At 68.3% G+C, this 18,708-nt stretch carries 16 protein-coding genes and 1 tRNA gene; 9 read left to right on the top strand and 8 right to left on the bottom strand.

Going from position 1 to position 18,708, the window contains the following annotated elements:
* Both AC07OH_RS16695 and AC07OH_RS16690 read right to left on the bottom strand, forming a co-directional pair.
* A complete protein-coding gene (locus AC07OH_RS16695; protein WP_495301441.1) occupies positions 1 to 1,632 on the bottom strand; it encodes a S41 family peptidase in 1,632 nt (543 codons plus the stop codon).
* Between the two features lie 106 nt (positions 1,633 to 1,738).
* Positions 1,739 to 1,948: a hypothetical protein gene (locus AC07OH_RS16690; protein ID WP_489060899.1), complete on the bottom strand. Its 210-nt coding sequence runs from the start codon at positions 1,946 to 1,948 to the stop codon at positions 1,739 to 1,741.
* Between the two features lie 234 nt (positions 1,949 to 2,182).
* Between AC07OH_RS16690 and AC07OH_RS16685 the strand changes: the two genes are divergently transcribed.
* The gene (locus AC07OH_RS16685; RefSeq protein WP_489060897.1) at positions 2,183 to 2,872 is read left to right on the top strand and encodes a hypothetical protein; all 690 of its coding nucleotides are present in this window, start codon (positions 2,183 to 2,185) and stop codon (positions 2,870 to 2,872) included.
* A gap of 9 nt (positions 2,873 to 2,881) precedes the next feature.
* Here AC07OH_RS16685 and AC07OH_RS16680 read toward each other — a convergent pair whose 3' ends face one another.
* Positions 2,882 to 3,901, bottom strand: a complete 1,020-nt coding sequence (locus AC07OH_RS16680) for an AEC family transporter (protein WP_495301440.1) — start codon at positions 3,899 to 3,901, stop codon at positions 2,882 to 2,884.
* Positions 3,902 to 4,050: 149 nt separating this feature from the next.
* Here AC07OH_RS16680 and AC07OH_RS16675 point away from each other — a divergent pair, with 149 nt between their 5' ends.
* From AC07OH_RS16675 to AC07OH_RS16645, 7 genes are all read left to right on the top strand, one after another.
* Positions 4,051 to 6,147: an ATP-dependent helicase gene (locus AC07OH_RS16675; protein WP_062476196.1), complete on the top strand. Its 2,097-nt coding sequence runs from the start codon at positions 4,051 to 4,053 to the stop codon at positions 6,145 to 6,147.
* Positions 6,144 to 6,602, top strand: coding sequence for a hypothetical protein (locus AC07OH_RS16670; protein ID WP_495301439.1), 459 nt, complete (start codon positions 6,144 to 6,146; stop codon positions 6,600 to 6,602). Before AC07OH_RS16675 ends, AC07OH_RS16670 begins: the two co-directional genes overlap by 4 nt.
* Positions 6,599 to 7,780 carry a phospholipase A gene (locus tag AC07OH_RS16665; RefSeq protein WP_495301438.1) on the top strand — a complete coding sequence of 394 codons (1,182 nt, stop codon included), beginning with the start codon at positions 6,599 to 6,601 and terminating at the stop codon, positions 7,778 to 7,780. The genes AC07OH_RS16670 and AC07OH_RS16665 overlap by 4 nt, the downstream gene beginning before the upstream one ends.
* A 123-nt stretch (positions 7,781 to 7,903) precedes the next feature.
* Positions 7,904 to 8,752: an NAD(+) synthase gene (nadE, locus tag AC07OH_RS16660; protein ID WP_495301437.1), complete on the top strand. Its 849-nt coding sequence runs from the start codon at positions 7,904 to 7,906 to the stop codon at positions 8,750 to 8,752.
* A 198-nt stretch (positions 8,753 to 8,950) separates the two neighbouring features.
* Positions 8,951 to 9,688 (top strand): response regulator, encoded by a 738-nt coding sequence (locus AC07OH_RS16655; RefSeq protein ID WP_495301436.1) that lies wholly within the window; start codon positions 8,951 to 8,953, stop codon positions 9,686 to 9,688.
* A gap of 28 nt (positions 9,689 to 9,716) precedes the next feature.
* The gene (locus AC07OH_RS16650; RefSeq protein ID WP_495301435.1) at positions 9,717 to 12,338 is read left to right on the top strand and encodes an ATP-binding protein; all 2,622 of its coding nucleotides are present in this window, start codon (positions 9,717 to 9,719) and stop codon (positions 12,336 to 12,338) included.
* A gap of 266 nt (positions 12,339 to 12,604) precedes the next feature.
* The gene (locus tag AC07OH_RS16645; protein WP_495301434.1) at positions 12,605 to 13,648 is read left to right on the top strand and encodes a helix-turn-helix domain-containing protein; all 1,044 of its coding nucleotides are present in this window, start codon (positions 12,605 to 12,607) and stop codon (positions 13,646 to 13,648) included.
* On the opposite strand, the gene AC07OH_RS16640 is transcribed toward AC07OH_RS16645, so the two are convergent.
* From AC07OH_RS16640 to AC07OH_RS16630, 3 genes are all read right to left on the bottom strand, one after another.
* The gene (locus tag AC07OH_RS16640) at positions 13,639 to 14,100 is read right to left on the bottom strand and encodes a hypothetical protein (RefSeq protein WP_495301433.1); all 462 of its coding nucleotides are present in this window, start codon (positions 14,098 to 14,100) and stop codon (positions 13,639 to 13,641) included. The genes AC07OH_RS16645 and AC07OH_RS16640 overlap by 10 nt on opposite strands.
* 204 nt (positions 14,101 to 14,304) lie before the next feature.
* A complete protein-coding gene (locus AC07OH_RS16635) occupies positions 14,305 to 15,453 on the bottom strand; it encodes a fimbrial protein (RefSeq protein WP_495301432.1) in 1,149 nt (382 codons plus the stop codon).
* A 49-nt stretch (positions 15,454 to 15,502) separates the two neighbouring features.
* Positions 15,503 to 17,587: a fimbria/pilus outer membrane usher protein gene (locus tag AC07OH_RS16630; RefSeq protein ID WP_495301431.1), complete on the bottom strand. Its 2,085-nt coding sequence runs from the start codon at positions 17,585 to 17,587 to the stop codon at positions 15,503 to 15,505.
* On the opposite strand from AC07OH_RS16630, the gene AC07OH_RS16625 reads away from it, so the two are divergent.
* A complete protein-coding gene (locus AC07OH_RS16625) occupies positions 17,588 to 17,923 on the top strand; it encodes a winged helix-turn-helix domain-containing protein (RefSeq protein WP_495301430.1) in 336 nt (111 codons plus the stop codon). It begins immediately after the preceding gene.
* Between the two features lie 26 nt (positions 17,924 to 17,949).
* Here the strand turns inward: AC07OH_RS16625 and AC07OH_RS16620 are convergent, their stop codons facing one another.
* Both AC07OH_RS16620 and AC07OH_RS16615 read right to left on the bottom strand, forming a co-directional pair.
* Positions 17,950 to 18,390, bottom strand: coding sequence for a hypothetical protein (locus AC07OH_RS16620; protein ID WP_495301429.1), 441 nt, complete (start codon positions 18,388 to 18,390; stop codon positions 17,950 to 17,952).
* A 239-nt stretch (positions 18,391 to 18,629) separates the two neighbouring features.
* A tRNA-Phe gene (locus AC07OH_RS16615) sits at positions 18,630 to 18,705 on the bottom strand.
* Positions 18,706 to 18,708 lie beyond the last annotated feature (3 nt).

Below are 18,708 nucleotides of genomic sequence, written 5' to 3'. Positions count from 1 at the left end.
TCAGCGCGGGCGCAGGATGCGGTTGCGCAGGCCTTCGGGCTTGTGCAGCAGGGGCGCGGCGGGGCCGGCGATGGCACGCTTGGCGAGGCGCCCGGGGGGCACGGGGGGGCAGGCCCCCGAGACCTGGTGCCCCAGTGCGGCGGCCAGGCGCGCCTCCTGCGGATCGCCGAGCGCACGGCTGAAATCGTCGGGGACGAAGCAGGTGGGCGCGATGCCGTCCGGGTAGTCGCCGAAGCCCTTGGCATTCACGCCCTGGAACTGCACGCTGAAGTAGGTGGTGCCGCAGTTGTCCTGGGGATAGAAGCCGTAGGGCTTGCCGCAGGTGGTGTCGCCGATCTGGACCACGTCGATGTCGATGCCGCGCAGGCCGTTGATGAACGCCTCGCTGGCCGAGCAGGTGTCGGGGCCCGTGAGCACGTAGACGCGTCGCAGGTCGAGGCTGGGCAGGGGCTCGTTGGCTGGAGAAAGAAAGCCCAGGGTGGTGGGCCAGAACGGCGTGGGCGCGAGCGCGTCGCCGGTCACCGGATCGCGCTCGGTGTGCTTGTTGTTGAACCGCATGGTCTCGAAGGTCTTGCCGCGCGTCTGCGTCTCGCCGGCGACCATGAAGCCCAGTTGGCTGGCCAGGTCCAGATAGCCGCCGCCGTTGTAGCGCAGATCGACAACCAGCTCGGTGGCCCGCTGCGCGCGCAGCCACTCCATGGCTGCCTTCAGTTGCAGTTCCGCTGTCCCGATGTGGTCGTTGAACTGCAGGTAGCCGACCGTGCGGCCCGCGTTCGGGAGCGTCTTGACGTTCTGGACGGGGGTCGAGATCACCGGCTCCGCCGTCAGCGTGATGTCGCGCGGGGTACGGCTGCCCGCATCGAGAACGGTGAAGCGCGTGCGTGTCCCCGGCATGGGCGAAAAGACCGCAGCATTGAGGGCATCGATGTCTTCCGGTGTGTCGCTGTTCACCAGATCGATGTCGTTGACCTTGAGCACCTGGGCGCCACGCGGCAGGCCGGCTCCCGTCGTGGCCGCGGGAGAGCCGGGCTCCACGTACGCCACACGCACATCGCGCGGCGGGAAGAGGGAAATGAAGGCCCACTGCGCGCCGTATCCGACGGACGAGCCGGCGCGCGAGAGCGCATTCCACTCCTCGGTGGTGTAGGTGAAATGGAACTGGTCCTTGTCCCTGCCCGACGGCGTCACGGCGTGGGTCTTGAGCAAGTCGAAATAGTCGGCCGTGGCGTAGCGCGCGGGGTCCAGGTCCGGGACCTCGTCGTACCAGAGATAGGTGTCGTTGACCCACGCGCGCAGCCAGTTGTTCTCGTCGAGCGTGCGGCCGGTCTTGTCGGCGAAGGGCTTGCCGTCGTAGCCCGTGCCGGTTCGCGGTGCCGCGCAGCGGTCCTTGTAGAGGCTCGCGGTGCGGAACACGCCCTCGACCCAGGGCGCGTTGCGCAAGGCATCGCCGTCGTCGGGCGGCGTCGTGGGTGGGATGGGGGTGTCGGGTGGCGGGGTGCCCGTGCCGATGTTCGGCAGGAAGCCGACACCCGAGCCCCCGTCTCCCCCGCCGCCGCAGGCGACGAGCACGGCCGTCGGAACGGCCAGCAGCAGAAGACGGGCGAAACGAAAACGCAGAGGGAAAAGAGACACGGCGAGGTTCCTGGAGGGCGGTAAGGCGCCGCCATCCTAGGAAGCTCTGCGCCGCTGCGCATTGGACCAAAGTCCTATGCGCGGCCCGAACGTGCCGTGTCCGTCGTCAGTGGTAGCCGGTGGGCTCCTTGCCCATGTCGACGTAGCGCAGTTCGTTGTGCCGTCGCCGCGCGACGCTGATCGGCCAGGCGAACACGACGAGGCTCAGCGCGGCGAGCGCGAGCGCGGCAGCGGTGCCGAGCGTGCCGGCATGCCAGAACCAGCCCACCGCAGCGAGCCAGGCCAACCACATCAGGATGCGAACCAGTATTGCCATCGAGCGCCCCATTCACACCTTGGACTCGGAACCACTGTAGCAGCGCAACTGCATACACAAGCATTCATCTGAAGAGATAACGCACGCTATGCCTTAAGACATGCCCTGGGATTACCCCGAAATAATCTGCAAAAAGAGTTGACGGTACCCCCGGCCTTGCACAAGCTGTGCCTGTGCGGTTCCATCGCCGGGTCCGCGGTGTTTCGTGCCCGTTCGCTTGATGCAAAGGTCGCCGTGAAATCGTCGTCTCTTCTGGCTGGGGTCGTTGTTGCTGTCGCCGTGTCGCTGTCGTGCCTTGCTGTTGCAGGGTCCGCGGGCGCGGCGGAGCTCGAACTGCAGGGTCGTCGGCTGGTGGTGTCGGGCACGCTCGACGGCAGCAAGGTCAAGGCCTTCACCGAACACCTGGGCAGCGGCACGGTGCGCACCGTGGTCTTCGAAGACTCGTTCGGCGGCACCGCCGAAGCGGCCGGTGCGTATGCCGACGCGATCCGCGAGAGCGGCGTGCAGACCGAGGTGCGCGGCCATTGCATGGCGGCCTGTGCCTATGCCTTCCTGGCCGGCAAGACGCACCGCTTCGGACGCGGCCTGCAGGTCAACGGCATCCTGGTGCCGGTGGCGACCCGCCCCACCGCGGCCGAGCTGGCGGTGCGCTGGCGCGGCGAGGAGGCCCGCAAGACACTGGCCGACTTCACGCCCGCCCCTGCCACCACCGACGCGGCACGCCCGATCGAAACCAGCGCCGCGGCACCCGCGCCCAAGGACAACTGGCAGCCCGACCACGGCGTGCTCTTCACGGCCAGCCCGACGCTGTTCGGCCGCGTCTACAACACCTACTACTGCGACGGCACGCAGGGCCGCGACTTCTCGAAGTGCGAACGGCTCTCCGACGCCGACCCGTACAAGCTCGGCGTGCTGACCGAGTAACGCCCCCCGTCAGCGCAGCGCGCCGACCGCCACCGGAAAGGTGAAGAACGCCGCCACCGTCGTCCACAGGATGATGCGTGCGATGCGGCCGTTGTCGGCACCGAAGCGCTCGGCCAGCATCGACACGTTGCTCGCGCTTGGCAGCGCCGCGACCAGCACGATCACGGCCAGCGCCGACGGTGCCAGCGGCAGCCCCAGCGCGATGGCGCCGCGCCCCAGCGCCCAGACCGCCAGCGGATGCAGCACCAGCTTCACGAGCACCACGGGCAGCACGTCGGCCAGCGGGGCCTTTGGCGCGGGCCCGGCGCCGGTGCCCATCGCCGCCGCGACCATGGCGCTGGCACCGTGCTCGCGCGCCAGCAGCGCCGAGCGCGCGAGCACCGCGCCGATGGTGAAGAGCGCCACGGGCGAGGCCGCGTCGGCCAGCATGGCAATGGTGCGCTCGACCGGCCCGGGCAGCTGCCAGCGCACCGCCGACAGCAGCACGCCCAGCAGGATCGACCACGGCATCGGGTTCACGAGGATGCCGCGCAGCGCCTTGCGCGCGGCCAGCGTGGCGCCGTGGCGGCCTGCGCTGCCGGCACCGTCGAGCCGCGACAGCGCGATGCACAGCGACGAGGTCACGACCAGGTCGAACGCGATGGTGATGATGATCGGCCCGGCCGCCTGCGCGCCCAGCAGTGCCACCAGCAGCGGCACGCCCATGAAGCCGGTGTTCGGAAAGGCCGCCACCAGCGCGCCGAAGGCCGCGTCGTTCCAGCCGATGCGCGCATTGCGCGTGAACAGCACCACGCCCGCCACCACAGCCAGCGCGCAGATGCCCCAAATCAGTGCAACGCTGCTGTCCAGCAGCTGCGCGATGGGCGTGCCGGCGCCGAAACGCAGCAGCATGCAGGGCAGCGCGAAATACAGCACGAAGGTGTTGAGCCCCGGGATCGCATCCAGCGGCAGGATGCGGGTGCGGGCGGCGGCGTAGCCTGCCGCGATCAGGGCGAAGAAAGGAAAAGTAACAAGGAAAACAGGCAGCACGCCGGCATTGTCGTCCTCCTTCGTCGCGCGATGCCCGCTGACACGGACGGCCGCAGCCGGGCCCGTATCATTGCCCGCTTTGCGACGGCCGCGCCCTGCGGCCCCCTCCTGCGTTTTCGCGTTCCCGCTTTCCCGGTTCCCCCTCCCCCATGTCCCACGGTCTCAATCTCGCCCAGCAAGAAGCGGTCAACTACATGCACGGTCCCTGTCTGGTGCTCGCAGGCGCGGGCTCGGGCAAGACGCGCGTGATCACGCACAAGATCGGCCGGCTGATCCAGTCGGGCCTGAAGCCCGAGCGCATCGCGGCCATCACCTTCACGAACAAGGCCGCCGCCGAAATGCGCGAGCGCGCCAAGGACCTGATCGGGCGCGATGCGCGCAAGGTGGTGGTGTGCACCTTCCACGCGCTGGGCGTGCGCATGATGCGCGAGGACGGCCACGTGCTGGGCCTGAAGAAGGCTTTCAGCATCCTGGACGCCGACGACGTCACCAAGATCCTGAAAGACTGCGGCGGCACCGTCGACATCGCCACCGCCCGCATCTGGCAGTGGACGATCAGCAAGTGGAAGAACATGGGCCTGAACGCTGCGCAGGCCGCGGCCGCCGCGGTGGACGACAACGAGCGCATCACGGCCGAGATCATGGTCCAGTACGAAGAGCGGCTGCAGGCCTACCAGAGCGTGGACTTCGACGACCTCATCGGCATGCCGCTGAAGCTGCTGTACGAGTTCCCCGAGGTGCGCGCCAAGTGGCAGGCCATGCTGGGCCACATCCTGGTCGACGAATACCAGGACACCAACGCCACGCAGTACGAAGTGCTCAAGGCGCTGGCCGGCGAGCGCGGCCAGTTCACGGCGGTGGGCGACGACGACCAGTCGATCTACGGCTGGCGCGGCGCCACGCTGGACAACCTGAAGAAGCTGCCGGTCGACTACCCGACGCTCAAGGTCATCAAGCTGGAGCAGAACTACCGCTCCACCAGCGCCATTCTTCGCGCGGCCAACAACGTGATCGGCCCCAACCCCAAGCTGTTTCCGAAGACGCTGTTCTCCGAACTCGGCGAAGGCGAGCCGGTGCGCATCGTCGATGCCGACACCGAGCTGCACGAGGCCGAGCGCACGGTGGCGCGCATCATCAGCCTGCGCGCGGGCGACACGGTGTCGCAGGGCAAGCAGTACAAGGAGTTCCGCGACTTCGCGATCCTGTACCGCGCCAACCACCAGGCCCGCATCTTCGAGCAGGCGCTGCGCAAGGCGCAGATTCCCTACAAGGTGTCGGGCGGCCAGAGCTTCTTCGACCGCGCCGAAATCAAGGACCTGTGCGGCTGGTTCCGCCTGTGGGTCAACAACGACGACGACCCGGCGTTCCTGCGCGCCATCACCACGCCCAAGCGCGGCATCGGCCACACCACGCTGGCCAGCCTGGGCAGCTTCGCGAGCCAGTACAAGCTGAGCCTGTTCGCGGCGCTGTTCAGCCCGTCGCTGCCGAGCGTGATTCCCAAGCGCACGCTCGACGGCGTGCACGAGTTCGGCCGCTACATCAACGACCTGGAATACCGCGCGCGCCGCACCATGGGCGCCGAAGCCTCGCGGGCCTTCATGCTCGAATGGCTCAAGGAAATTGACTACGAGCGCCATCTCTACGAAGGCGAAGACAGCGAGGCCGCCGCCGCCACGCGCTGGACCAACGTGCTGGAGTTCGTCGACTGGATGTCGCAGCGCGCCGGCGGTTCGCTCGACGACGCCTCGGGCGCCGACGACACCAACCCGAACGAGCACAAGAGCCTGCTCGAGGTGGCGCAGACCATTTCGCTGCTGTCGACCATCAGCGAGCGCGAGCAGGACCAGAACGTGGTCACGCTCTCGACGCTGCATGCGTCCAAGGGCCTCGAGTGGCCGCACGTGATGCTCATCGGCGTGACCGAGGGCCTGCTGCCCTTCAAGCTCGACGACGACAACGGCCGCCAGAAGGTGGTGAGCGACGAGACCACGCAGCGCCTGCAGGAAGAGCGCCGCCTCATGTACGTGGGCATCACGCGCGCGCAGCGCAGCCTGGCCGTAAGCTGGACCAAGAAGCGCAAGCAGGGCCGCGACATGGTGCCCTGCATGCCGAGCCGATTCATCGCCGAGATGGGCCTGGACAAGGCCACGACCAAGGAAGACCCGCGCGAGAAACTGAAGGCGCTGCGCGCCGAGTTCGCGCGCAAGGCGCTGGACAGCGCGGCCAAGGCCGCCGCCACGCCATGAGGACGACGGCGACGGTCGCAGTCGCGCTGCTTGCCGCCGCCCTCGCGGCCGGTTGCGCAACGCCCCGCGACCCCAACTGCCCCGCCGACGCACGCGAGCTGCCGCTGCAGGCGCTGTACGGCCAGTGGGAAGCCCGCTTCGACGACCTGCCCGGCGCGGCCGTCGTGCAGCTGGACAAGCACCCCGAGTACGCCGGCGTGCGCGGCACCATCACGCGCCGCGCCGATGCTTCCACAAAGACCACCGTCGCGCAGCTCGCGGGCGACGTCGACGACGAGGGCGCGCTGTCCATCGACGAATCGCTGGACGGCCGCGCCATCAGCGGCGTCTGGTCGGGCACGCTGCAACCCGGCGCCTGCGGCCGCGAGTTCCGCGGCACGTGGCGCGATGCCGCGACCGAGCGCACGCACCCATTCGTGCTGCGCAAGACCGTCGCACAGGAAGGAAAGCCATGAAGACGACACGACGACACCCTGCTTCTTTTTTCGATCTGCGCACCGTCGCCGCCGTGGCCGCATGCCTCGGCGCCGCATCTGTCGCACAAGCACAAGCCGTCGACAAGCCCGCCAGTCCGCTGGCCGATGCACAACTCACCTGGCAGCAATGCGCCGCGCTCGGCGCGAACAACGAGGCACGCCTGGCCTGCTACGACCGCTGGTCGCAACAACAGACACTGCCCTCGGTGTCGGTGCCCGTGGCACCGCCGGTGCTCGCGAGCACGCAACCGCCGGTGGACGGCACGATTCCGGCCACGCGCGTGGTGTCGGTCGCCACCACCGAAGGCTGCCGCGACCGCCAGTACTCGACGCTGTCGCGCTTCTGGGAACTCGAGAACGCCACCGACTGCGGCACCTTCGGCTTCCGCGGCTACCGCCCGCTCACGGTGTCGGCATCTGCCGCGACCGACAAGCCCCAGCCGCCGACCTCGCCGTCGGCCGGCCACGCGGCCGAGCCCGTGGCCTACCAGGCGAATGAAATGCGCATCGGCCTGTCGGTGCGCACTAAGCTCGCGCAGGGCATGCTCACGCAGAACGACCCGATCAAGAAAGACTCGCTGTGGTTCGCCTACTCGCAGCAGTCGACCTGGCAGCTGTTCAACGGCGCGATCTCGCGGCCCTTCCGCACCACCGACCACGAACCCGAGCTGATGTACGTCTACCCGACCGACTTCAAGCTGCCCGGCGGCTGGCGCTGGCGCTATGCGGGCGTGGGCATCGTGCACCAATCGAACGGCCAGAGCCTGCCGCTGTCGCGCAGCTGGAACCGCGTGTACCTGATGGGCGGCGTGGAGCTGGACGACCGCTTCACCATCACCGGCCGCGTCTGGAAGCGCATGTCCGAAAGCGCCGCGAAGGACGACAACCCCGACATCGCCGACTACATCGGCCGCGCCGAAGTCACGGGCCGCTGGAACCTCAACCGCGACAACCAGCTGGGCATCACGGTGCGCAACAACCTGCGCGACAGCGGCCGCGGCTCGGTGCGCCTCGAATGGCTGAAGGCCATCGGCGACCCGACCAAGAGCAACCTGCGTTTCCACACGCAGCTGTTCCATGGCTACGGCGACACGCTGGTGGACTACAACCGCAAGCGCACCGTGCTCAGCATCGGCTTGAGCCTCGTGGACTTCTAACTCGCCCCCAGTCTTCGCGCACTTCGTGTCGCTTCGCCAACCCCCTACCGGGGGCAACACCAGCGGCCCGGCAAAGCCGGTTCCGCGGTGTTCCACCGGAAGATCGCAAAGAAGGATCGCCCAATGAATCACGACCTGTCTCCCGTCGATGCCACGCAGCGCGAGATCATCGCGGCCCTGCACGTGGCGCCCGTCTTCGATGCCGCCGCCGAACTCACGCGGCGCACCGACTTCCTCGCCGACTACCTGCGCAGCACCGGCCTGAAGACGCTGGTGCTGGGCATCAGCGGCGGCGTCGATTCGCTGACCGCCGGCTGCCTCGCGCAGCGTGCGGTCGAGAGGCTGCGCGCCGAAGGCCGCGACGCCACCTTCATCGCGATGCGCCTGCCCTACGGCGTGCAGCGCGACGAGGCCGAAGCGCAGGCGGGGCTGGCGGTGATCCGCCCCGACCGCCTGCTGACGGTGGACATCCGCCCCGCCGCCGATGCGATGCTGGCCGCGCTGCACGCCGGCGGACAGGTCTTTCGCAATGCGGCGCACGAAGACTTCGTGCTCGGCAACATCAAGGCGCGCCAGCGCATGATTGCGCAGTTCGCGGTGGCCGGCGCGCACGACGGCCTCGTGATCGGCACCGACCACGCGGCCGAAGCGCTGATGGGTTTCTTCACCAAGTTCGGCGACGGCGCGGCCGACATCACGCCGCTCACCGGCCTCAACAAGCGCCGCGTGCGCGCCGTGGCGCAACTGCTCGGCGCGCCCGATGCGCTGGTCTACAAGGTGCCCACGGCCGACCTCGAGTCGCTGGTGCCGGGCAAGCCCGACGAAGACGCCTTCGGCGTGAGCTACGAGCAGATCGACGATTTCCTCGAAGGCAAGCCTGTGTCGGCCGCGGCGCGCGCGGTGATCTTGTCGACGCACCGCAAGAGCGCCCACAAGCGGGCGCTGCCGGTCGAACCGCCCGTACCGAAGTGACGCATTCCGCGTGACAAACGGATCACATTGAAGTCCCCGAAAGGGATGCTTCGATGCATGTGTAAAGCATCGGACGAAAAAAAGTCGCGAAATACCAGCTTGAGAGGGACTTGATTAACCTTTAGGTATCAATTGGTGCGCTTTTGTCTGCAAGAATTTTGGACGCCCGGACACACAGTCCGGCCTTCTGGAACCTTCATGCTTGACGTAGTGAAACCCGAAATCCTGGTGGTCGACGACGATCCCGAAGTCTGCGAGACGCTGGTCGACCTGCTGGAGTCGTCGGGCTTTCGCGCGCAGGCCGTGCCGGACGGCCTGGCCATGGCAGCCCGGCTCGACCAGCGCGCGTTCTCGCTCGTGATCATCGACCTGCGGCTGAAGAAGGAAGACGGCATCGAGCTCGCACGCCAGCTGCGCACGCGCTCGCGCATCCCCATCATCATCCTCACCGGCCAGGGCACGGCCGCCGATCGCATCCTGGGCCTCGAAACGGCCGTCGATGATTTCATCGCCAAGCCCTTCGACAACCGCGAACTGGTCGCGCGCATCCGCGCCCTGCTGCGTCGTTCGGCCGAGTCCGGCATGCCGCGCTCGCTGCGCACCGACCGCCTGAGCCACGAGCGCTACCTGTTCGGCGACTGGTCGCTCAACATCACCGCGCGCGAGCTGCTGCACAGCGACGGCACGCCCTGCGAGCTGACACACGGCGAGTTCGCCCTGTTCGAGGTCTTCGTGCTGCATGCGAACCGCGTCATCGACCGCGAGCAACTGCTGCTCAAGACGCGCAGCGCCCAGTCGGATGCGGTGAGCCGCACGATCGACGTGCTGGTGTCGCGCCTGCGCCGCAAGATCGAGGACGACCCGGACCATCCGCGCTTCATCTGCACGGAACGCGGCGCGGGCTACCGCTTTGCCGCGAACGTGGTGCGCTGCTGAGTCGGCAGCGCCCGCACCCGCACACCCCATGCAAGGCCCCCGCGCCCCCTCGCACGCGCCTGCGCGCGCCCGCTCGCGCTCGTGCAGCCTGCGCGGGCAGTGGATCTTCACCTTCGGCGTGCTGGCCATCACCACGCTGGTGCTGGCTGCCGTGGCGATGGTGGCGCTGTTCAACGCCAAGGCCGCGATCCAGGGCTTCGACGAGCGCATCCTGCCGTCGGTGGCGAAGTCGCTCGCGCTGTCGGAGCGCGTCACGCACCTGGCGGCCGCTGCGCCTTACGTGGCGGAAATGTCGATATCGGCGCGGCTCAACCAAGAAAAGGTTGATCTGCTGAAGCGGCAGGAGGAGGCGCGCGCGCTCGCGGCGCAGTTGCCGCCGGCGAGCGGCGCAGCCACCGGCGTGCCGAAGGTGCTGAGCGCCATGCAGGTGGTGCTGGACGACCTGATCGAGTTCAAGCGCCTGGACCTCGCGCTGCGGGAAGAAGGCCGCGGACGCATCCACGCGTTGAGCCAGATGGAGCACCGGATCGCCGACCTGCCCGAGCGCACCCGGTTCACGGCGAACCATGCGCTGCAGCTGCTGCGCGTGGCCCTGTACGCCCACAACACGCTCGACCTGAACGAGGCCGAGCGTGTCTACCGCGCCCATGCCGGTTCCGGCAACGCCTTGCGCATCGATGCGGCGGTGCGCGCGCAGATCGCCGCGCTGGCCGACAGCATCTTCGCGCTGCGCAGGCAGCACCTTGCGCTGCGCGACCGCAAGACCCTGCTGCTCACCTCCACGCGCGTGCTCTCGGAAGAACTCACGCGCTCGGTCGACCGCCATGTGGCGGTGCTCAGCGCCGAGGTGTCCTCGCGCGAGCATTCGGTGGGCCTGATCGTGCGCTCGGGGCTGATCGCGGTCACGCTCGCGCTGCTGGTGGCGGGCGCCGCGCTGATGCTCGGGTTCTGGAGCCTGCGCGATTCGATGCGCGACCTCACGCGCGTCACCTCCGCCATCACCGAGCTGTCGCACGGCAACGCGAGTGCACCGCCCGATGTCCCGCGGCGCGACGACGAGGTCGGTGCGCTCATCCGCGCCTTCAACGTGTTCCGCGACAACACGCTGTCGATGCGGCGGATGGGCGCGGACATCGCCGAGCAGCGGCGCCTGCTGCGCACGGTGCTCGACAGCATCGACGACGGCCTGGGCGCATTCGACGCCGAAGGCCGCCTGGTGGCCTGGAACCCGCGCTTCGCCGCGCTGCTGCGCCTGCCCGCGCAGGCGATCCATACCGGCGCGTCGCTCGACGCGCTGCGCGCGGCGCTGCCGGCGCTGGCCGACGGCCGCCCCAGCGTCGACCTGCTGGGGCCGCCCGATGCGCAGCGGCGGCGCGACGACTACCTGCTCGACAACGGCCAGGTGCTGGCCGTGCGCAACCACCCCATGCCGGCGGGCGGCTTCGTCACGCTGTACAGCGACCAGAGCGAGAGCCGCGCACTCGAACGGCAGGTGCGCCAGGCGCAGAAGATGGAAGTGCTGGGCCAGCTCACGGGCGGCGTCGCACACGACTTCAACAACCTGCTGGCGGCGATCTTCAGCAACCTGCAGCTGCTGCAGTCGCGCGACGACCTGTCGCCCGACATGCGCCGGATCGTCGACCGCGCGTTCCGGGCCTCGGAGCGCGGCGCGGTGCTCACGACGCGCCTGCTGGCCTTTGCACGCCGCCAGACGCTGCGCGCCGAAGTGATCGATGTCGACCAGATGCTGGCCGGGCTGCAGGACCTGATCGAGTACTCGCTCGGCCAGGGCATCCGCGTCGAGCTCGACCTGCAGGCCGACGGCGCATGCGTGCTGGCCGACGGCGGTCAGCTTGAGAACGCGATCCTCAACCTGGCGCTGAACGGGGGCGCGGCCATGCCGCGCGGCGGCGTGCTCACGCTGCACAGCGCGTGGCATGCGGCAGCGGAAGGCACGGCGGCGCACGGCAGCCCCGGCCCGGTGGTCGAGATCCGCATCAGCGACACGGGCCACGGCATGCCGCCGCACGTGCTGGAGCACATCTTCGAGCCCTTCTTCTCGACCAAAGAGAACGAAGGCAGCGGGCTGGGCCTGAGCATCGTCTACGGCTTCGTCAAGCAGTCGGGCGGCGACCTGCGCGTGCGCAGCACCGTCGGGCAGGGCACCGCGTTCACGCTGGTGCTGCCCGAGGCCGCGCCGCCGGCCGCGCCGGCCTGCGCACCGCCGCCACCCGCGCTGTCGCTCGAGGCCTTGCAAGTGCTGCTGGTGGACGACGACACCGACGTGCGCGATGCCACCTTCGAATTTTTCAAGGAGCACGGTGCGCGGGTGCAGGCGGTGGCGTCGGCCACCGAGGCCACCGCCGCGCTCGAACGCCAGGCCTTCGACCTGGTGCTGTCGGATGTCAGCCTGGGGCCCGGCGGCGACGGCCTGCAGCTGATGCGCGACGTGCAGCGCCTCTACCCGCGCACCGCCGTGGTGTTGATCTCGGGCCTGCCCTCCGACCTGCTCGCGCACCGCTACGCCGTGCCGCCGCGCACGCGGATCCTGCGCAAGCCCTTCCTCACGGCCGACCTGGTCCGGGCCATGGCGCAGGCCCTGGCCCCCCACCGCATCGACGCACCGGCGACCACGGCCCGCGCGGCCTGAGTCGCTCGAGCCCGCGTTCCTTTGGCCGCGGGCGTCCGCACGCGCGGAACAGTTGTTTGCATTGCGTGTGTTTCTATGCGCATTTGATTTGTTCGCTTTTTATTTACAGAGCTCCGCCCCAATAGGTCTTGAGCGCCGACCGTTCGCCTGCAGCGAATCCGGACGGCCCGGCAACCGCCACAAGACACACACAAAGGGGAGTGCTCGATGCCAGGACGAGGGACACGCAGGAAGACCGCACAGGGCGCCGCCGCGCCGCATCCGCGATGAGGAGCGCCATCAAGCCGCAAGGCATGCGCCGCAACCCTGCGCCGGAGATCGAGCACAGCTTCATGCACCATCCGCAGACCGGCCCGGCGCCTTCGGGCCAGCGCGGCTTCCTGCACAGCCTGCAGCACGGCAGCCCGTCGCCGCAGGAGCGCTGGCACTGCCACGACGCATACGAGCTGCACCTGATCGCCGACACGGGAGGCTGGGCCTTCGTCGGCGACCATGTCGGGCGCTTCGAGCCCGGCCACCTGGTGCTCACCGGGCCCCGGCTGCCGCACAACTGGGTGTCGCTCAATCTCCCGTCCGAAGGCGTGGAACTTCGCAGCCTCGCCTTGCAGTTCTCGGACGCGCCGCTGCGCCAGGGCATGCAGGTGTTCGCCGAACTCCAGGAGGCAGTCCCCCTGCTCGAAATGGCCCGCCATGGGGTCGAGTTCTTCGGTATCAGCGACGACGTGCGCGAGCACTTCGAGCGCCTGCAGCGCAGCGAAGGGCCCGAACGGTTTTCCGAGTTTCTCGGCCTGTTGAACCTGCTCACGCACTGCAAGCAGCATCGCGTGCTCTCGTCGGGCTGGCTGCCGGTCAAGGGCAACGCGGAGACGGTCGCCGGCATCGGCAAGGCCGTCGCGTACATCCGGCAGCACCTCGACCAACCGTTGTCGCTCTCGGAGGTCTGCGCGCAGACAGGCCTGAGCCAAGGCAGTTTTTCGCGGCTGTTCAGCCAGTCCACGGGCGTGCCGTTCACCGACTTCGTGAACCGGCTGCGCGTTGGCAAGGCGTGCCAGCTGCTCATGGAAAGCGACCAGCAGATCTCGAGCATCTGCTACGCCGCCGGATACAACAACATCGCCAACTTCAACCGGCGCTTCCTAGAAATCAAGGGCATGACGCCCAAGGAATTCCGGCTGCGGATGGCGATGCGCCACAGCCAGAGCCAGACGTTGCCGATCTCGCGGCTCGACATGGCGGGCGTCGGCGTCGGTGCGATGGCCGCGGCCGACGCGGTTCACGCCAGCGCCGCGATATCGCAGCGTCAGTCGTAGGCGACCGTCACCAGTGCGGCCGACGGGCCGCCCGCCTGCGGCTGCGCCAATGCGAGCAGTGACAGCGTGCCACCCTGCTGGCCGATCGCATGCCACTGCGCGGGGTCGATCGCCTGTGTCCGCCCTCGCCCGTCCATGAAGCGCGCCGACACCGCCTGTGTGTGCGCCATCTCGACCTTCATTCGCGCGCTGGGGCGGTCCACGGTTTCACGGACAAAGACCACCTCGGCCTGGCGCCCACCGGTCGATGCGACCTTCATCCGCTGCGGCTGTTGCTGTGGATGTCGCTGCTGCTGGGGCGGCACCAGGGCCACCTGGTAGGGCGCGGCGACGATGGCGCCGGTGAAATGAATGGTGCCATCCCCGGCATGGCTGCCAAGCGCCAGCCCGCCGAGCCACGCCATGCCGGCCATCGCGGCGAGCCGACGAAGAAAAACCGCGCGTTGTTCCATGGTGCTCCCTCCTTGCCATCCGCCGCTGAAGCGGCCCGTTCAAGAGCGCCTTGGGCAAAGGCGACCGGAGGGATGTTAAGCGTGCAATGTGACGCACTTCTCAGTGCAATCACTTCACCTGACGGCGCAGTCTGGGTGCAAGATGGCGTGTTGTGTCACGCGCGTGCGGCACCAATGCGCGAGGTGGACCATCGAAGGGTGCGGCTATTGGTAGTCCAACGTGAAGGTCACCACGGCATTCGCCGTACCAGGACTGACTGTTGCGCCCGTCTGGTAGTACGCGGCCTGCAGCGGGATCGCCAGGGTGCTGCCCGTCTTGTAGTTGTAGCCTTGCAGCGTGTAGCGCTTCCCGAACTGCAATGGAGCCGCTGCACCGTCCTTCAACTGCACGCCGACGCCAGTCGCCGTCGACCCGGAAGACAGCGCAACCACCCCTTGGGCCGGCACACTCAGGCCAGCCGGCGCAGAAAACAGATAGCCGATGTTCACGGTTGTCCCGGCAACGCCTGCAATGCTCCCGCGCATCTCCGGCGGACACGTGACCGAGATCGCGAAGGTCTTCACCAGTGCCGATGCGGTTCCGATGCCGGTGAACGCGGAACTCTTGTGCTTTCCCATGTCCACGGTCAGATCCTGGGCCGTGCAGGTCGGGTGACCTTGAAGATTCAGCGGCCAGGCATTGAATCCCCAGTTGGCGCGAGTCACGGTGCCATTGATGCTGTGGCGCAACTCGATCAGCGGCTGGCCGAAGGTCGCCACCCCTGCATTGGTAGGGCCTGTCTTGATGTAGCGCATCCAGGCAGAGGCTCTCAGAAAGACCGGATTGGCTTCCGTCGCCTGGACAACACCCGTGCATTCAAGCCATTGGCCATACGCGGGGGACCACTTCGAGACCGCCGCACCCGATGAAGCCCCAGGGCCACCGAGGTCCACGTTGGTCAACCTGCAGCTGCCGGCTTCGATTCGCCCTTCGAATGCAACACCGACCCCGGGCAGATCGGTGCCGAAGACAGTGACCATGCCTCCCCCGGTCCCCGCGGTCTGCATGCCCGCAGTCGACAACCCCACCACCTTGAGCGCCAGGCCGAAGGTGCCGGTCCCGGTGCACCGATAGACATGGTCACCGGTGGGTGGTGCCGACCAGGCCGAAAGCGCGCCACCGATCGGCAGATCGCGAGGCGCAAGCAAGTAGGACGGTTGGTACATGTACTTGGCAGAGCTCGACGTCAGTTCGCATTTCGGCTGCGCATCGGCAGCGGCCGGCCACCAAAGCAACAGCAACAACGTCAGCGCAACGACCCACTGGCACGCAGGCCTGCCAGGACGATTCGACGGCCAGTGATTGCTGTTCATCGCGCGGTTCTCCCTTTTTCCTTGATTGCGCAGATGCCGTGTCCGGCTCTCAGATCGCACATCGGGCCTCGATCGCCCGCCACGCTGGCGAATGACCAGACTTCGAGTCATCGGCAGGGCTGTCATGCAGTGCGAGCGGCAAGCTGCAACGCTGATCCGCAGCTTCGCCCCACGCCAACTCGTACCGCGCGGCATCCACCATCACACTGCGCAGCAGAAGCCGTCCGTCCTGCGCCACCGTGCCGACCTCCTGCCCCGCCGCGTCCGTCACCCGCGCACCGAACGGCACCGGCGTGCCGTCGGCCAGGGTGACGCGCACCAGCACCGAACGCCCGCCGCCCGAGGTCTCGAACTTCAGCTTGACCACGGCGCCCGCCGTGGGCGCGACGCGCTGCGTGCTCGACTTCAGTTCCACGCTCATCGGCAGGCCCTTGGGATCGAGCTCGACTTCGTTGCTCGCAAAGGGCGCGAGGTTCGACACCACGGCCTGCCCGCCCGGCCCCACACGCAGCCCGCTCGCGTTGGCGACGCGCGCGCCGTTCGCGCCCTTCGCCTCGACGATGGCGAGCGTTTCGCCCATCGCGGGCGCGAACACCACGCCGCCGCCGTGGGCCACCACGCCGCCCGACACGCCCACGCCCAGCTGCGAATAGCCTTCGCCGGCCGACGCGCTGCCGCGCCAGGTGGCGACGGGCGAGGCATGGGCCACCGTGGCGCCGCCACCGGTGCGTGACGACCTCGACGCCCCATCGCCCCCGCGGCTGTGGCTCGCGTTGAGGCTGTAGCTCCACGCGTTGTCTTCGCCAAACACGCCGCCTGCAGAGGTGCGCATGTCGATCGCGCCGCTGGAATCGCGCTGCACGCTCGACGTGGTGTAGACCTCGCGCGACCCGGCGTCCAGCGGAATGCCGAAGGTCAGCATGACCGTGTTGTTCCAGCGCTTGCGCAAGGGATCGAACTGCCGGGCGGCCGAGAGCCCGAGGTTCACGCGGCCGAAGCTCTTGCTGTAGCCGGCCTGGAACTGCGTGTCCCGGCCCTCGCGGTTCCAGTAGTCCTGGGTCGAGCCGCTCAGGTAGAAGGACCCCATGTCGCCCGGCAGGTTCTGATTGAGCATGAGCTGAAGGCGGCCGCGCAGGTGTCCGCCCGGCAGGCCGCTGCCGTCGCCGCGCGAAGGCCCCGGTGCCTCACCCAGCGCCACGGCTTCGCGCAGGCCCAGGTAGCCCTTGCTCGAATAGCGGTAGGCCGCGAGCGTGACGTGGGTGTCGGTGGGCGCCAGGATCTTGGTGTAGGCCAGCCGCACGCTGTGGCCGCTGCGGCGCTCCTGCCCGGGAAGGCTGGCCGAGGTGCCCGTCAGGTCGACACCGAAGGCGCCCCAGCCGGTGTTGAGCGCGGCCCCGCCCACCAGGGCGCGGTAGCCGCGTGCGAGCAGCAAGCCGCCGTAGCCCGTGAGCGTGTTCGTGAAGCCGTGCTGCACCGTGCCCTGGAACAGCGCGGGCCGGCTGTGCAGCTGTGAATCGCGCAGCTGGCCCGCCGTCACGCGGTAGCGCGTGATGCCGGGGCGCAACGCGTTCACCGCGGCGGCATAGGGCACCTTCGATACCTGCACGCTGCCGTCGGCTTCGGTGACTTCGACGTCGAGGTCGCCGCCGTAGCCCGTCGGGTACAGGTCGTCGATCACGAAGGCGCCGGCCGCCACGGTGGTCTCGCGCAGCAGGTTGCCGTTCTGCCTCACGCGCACCACCGCGTTGCCTCGGGCGATGCCCGTGATGCGCGGCGCGTAGCCGCGCTGCGACTCCGGCACCATGCGGTCGTCGGTGGCCAGTTGCACGCCGCGAAAGCCGAAGCTGTCGAACAGCGCGCCCTCGGTGAAGGCGTCGCCCACCACCAGCTGGCTGCCCCAGGGCTCGACGGCGCGCTGCACGTAAGTCTGTGTGCCCTGGTAGTGGGTGCCGCGTGCCGAGCCGGTCGTGAGGCTGCCATGGTGCCGCAGCCGCCAGGGGCCGATGTTGCCGCCCGCCACCAGGCCCACATAGCCCTGGCTGTCCGAGCGCCCTGCGGATTTCGAACGGTAGTAGTTGGCGTCGTACTGCAGCAAGGCGGCGGGCACGCCGTCGTCCCACTGGCTCGGGTCCACATGGCCGCGCGCCTGGCGCCGGAGTACCGCTTCGTCGACGGCAACAACACCGTGCTGCACCGTGACCGCGAGATCGCACTCCAGCCGCGGCAGTTTTCCTTTGCGCTCGAGCTGTTCCGCAACCTCGGCAACGTGCTGACGCGCTCCTGGCTCATGAGTTCGGTGTGGAAGCTCCCGCCCGAGCGCCCCGTCACGCGCTCGCTCGACGCCTGCGCCACGAACGTGCGGCGCAAGCTGTCGCTGCAGCGCGAGAATGGGTTCGTGCTGCGCGCGGTCTACGGGCAGGGTTACCAGCTGGTCTCGGTCAGCACACCCGCACCGCCCTACCGGATGTGAAACCGGGGCCACGGCGCCCTGCTCCTTCAGCCATGGAAAACAAAAGCGACCTCTTCCGAAGGTCGTTTTTTTGGGGATTCCATTGCCGATCCAACGACCAGCGACAGCGAACCCGATGGCGCCTGATATTCGTCGCCCTGGATCACCTCTTCGCTGCGACGCCGCTCGATCTGCCCCGCGTCGAGCCCCAGCAATGTCGCCCGGCACGTCGTCGCACGGAATGCAGACGGCACTCGAGCGCTCAGGCTGCATGCCGGGGTGCGGTTGCGAATCTCCTTCAGCCGAACCGCTTCTTCGGCAGCGATCTCGTCGAAGAGGTTCATGCTCATCTTGACGGTGGCCGACTCGATGCCGGAACCACCCGACTTGACCTGCGCCTTCACATTGGCGTCGACGACGCGCTTGATTGCCACCCGCGCTTTCACTTTCCGCTCCATCCGTTCGATGCTCTGCAATAGATCGGGCACGGTGGCCGGAATCCCTCCCCGCGTTGGGTAGTTCCGCCGCCTGGCCGCGAGACCACGCGCGAGGACGGCGGACAAGGCCGCAATGGCCCATGGCGCGTGGGCGTTCTTTCGGGGAGGTCGATGGGAGAACTTCTCGCGAAGCACCCCCGCCTTGTAGGCAAAAGGCGGTGTGGGTGCGTGAGCGGGGCCCACAAACTGAAAAGCCCCTGATTCCATTCGGAATCAGGGGCTTCGAAGAGTGGTGGCCTGGGGCGGAATCGAACCACCGACACGCGGATTTTCAATCCGCTGCTCTACCAACTGAGCTACCGGGCCTTG

Source organism: Variovorax sp. GW821-FHT10C12, assembly GCF_059415405.1.
Note: the sequence above shows the minus strand (reverse complement) of the source record. Positions and strands in the feature narration are given on the sequence as shown.

Excerpts from the sequence above, each read along its gene's own strand:
- AC07OH_RS16690 (WP_489060899.1), bottom strand. The coding sequence starts at position 1,948 with ATGGCAATACTGGTTCGCATCCTGATGTGGTTGGCCTGGCTCGCTGCG.
- AC07OH_RS16675 (WP_062476196.1), top strand. The coding sequence starts at position 4,051 with ATGTCCCACGGTCTCAATCTCGCCCAGCAAGAAGCGGTCAACTACATG.
- AC07OH_RS16670 (WP_495301439.1), top strand. The coding sequence starts at position 6,144 with ATGAGGACGACGGCGACGGTCGCAGTCGCGCTGCTTGCCGCCGCCCTC.
- AC07OH_RS16625 (WP_495301430.1), top strand. The coding sequence starts at position 17,588 with ATGGCCGCGCGCCTGGCGCCGGAGTACCGCTTCGTCGACGGCAACAAC.
- nadE (WP_495301437.1), top strand. The coding sequence starts at position 7,904 with ATGAATCACGACCTGTCTCCCGTCGATGCCACGCAGCGCGAGATCATC.
- AC07OH_RS16645 (WP_495301434.1), top strand. The coding sequence starts at position 12,605 with ATGAGGAGCGCCATCAAGCCGCAAGGCATGCGCCGCAACCCTGCGCCG.
- AC07OH_RS16655 (WP_495301436.1), top strand. The coding sequence starts at position 8,951 with ATGCTTGACGTAGTGAAACCCGAAATCCTGGTGGTCGACGACGATCCC.
- AC07OH_RS16635 (WP_495301432.1), bottom strand. The coding sequence starts at position 15,453 with ATGAACAGCAATCACTGGCCGTCGAATCGTCCTGGCAGGCCTGCGTGC.
- AC07OH_RS16640 (WP_495301433.1), bottom strand. The coding sequence starts at position 14,100 with ATGGAACAACGCGCGGTTTTTCTTCGTCGGCTCGCCGCGATGGCCGGC.
- AC07OH_RS16665 (WP_495301438.1), top strand. The coding sequence starts at position 6,599 with ATGAAGACGACACGACGACACCCTGCTTCTTTTTTCGATCTGCGCACC.
- AC07OH_RS16650 (WP_495301435.1), top strand. The coding sequence starts at position 9,717 with ATGCAAGGCCCCCGCGCCCCCTCGCACGCGCCTGCGCGCGCCCGCTCG.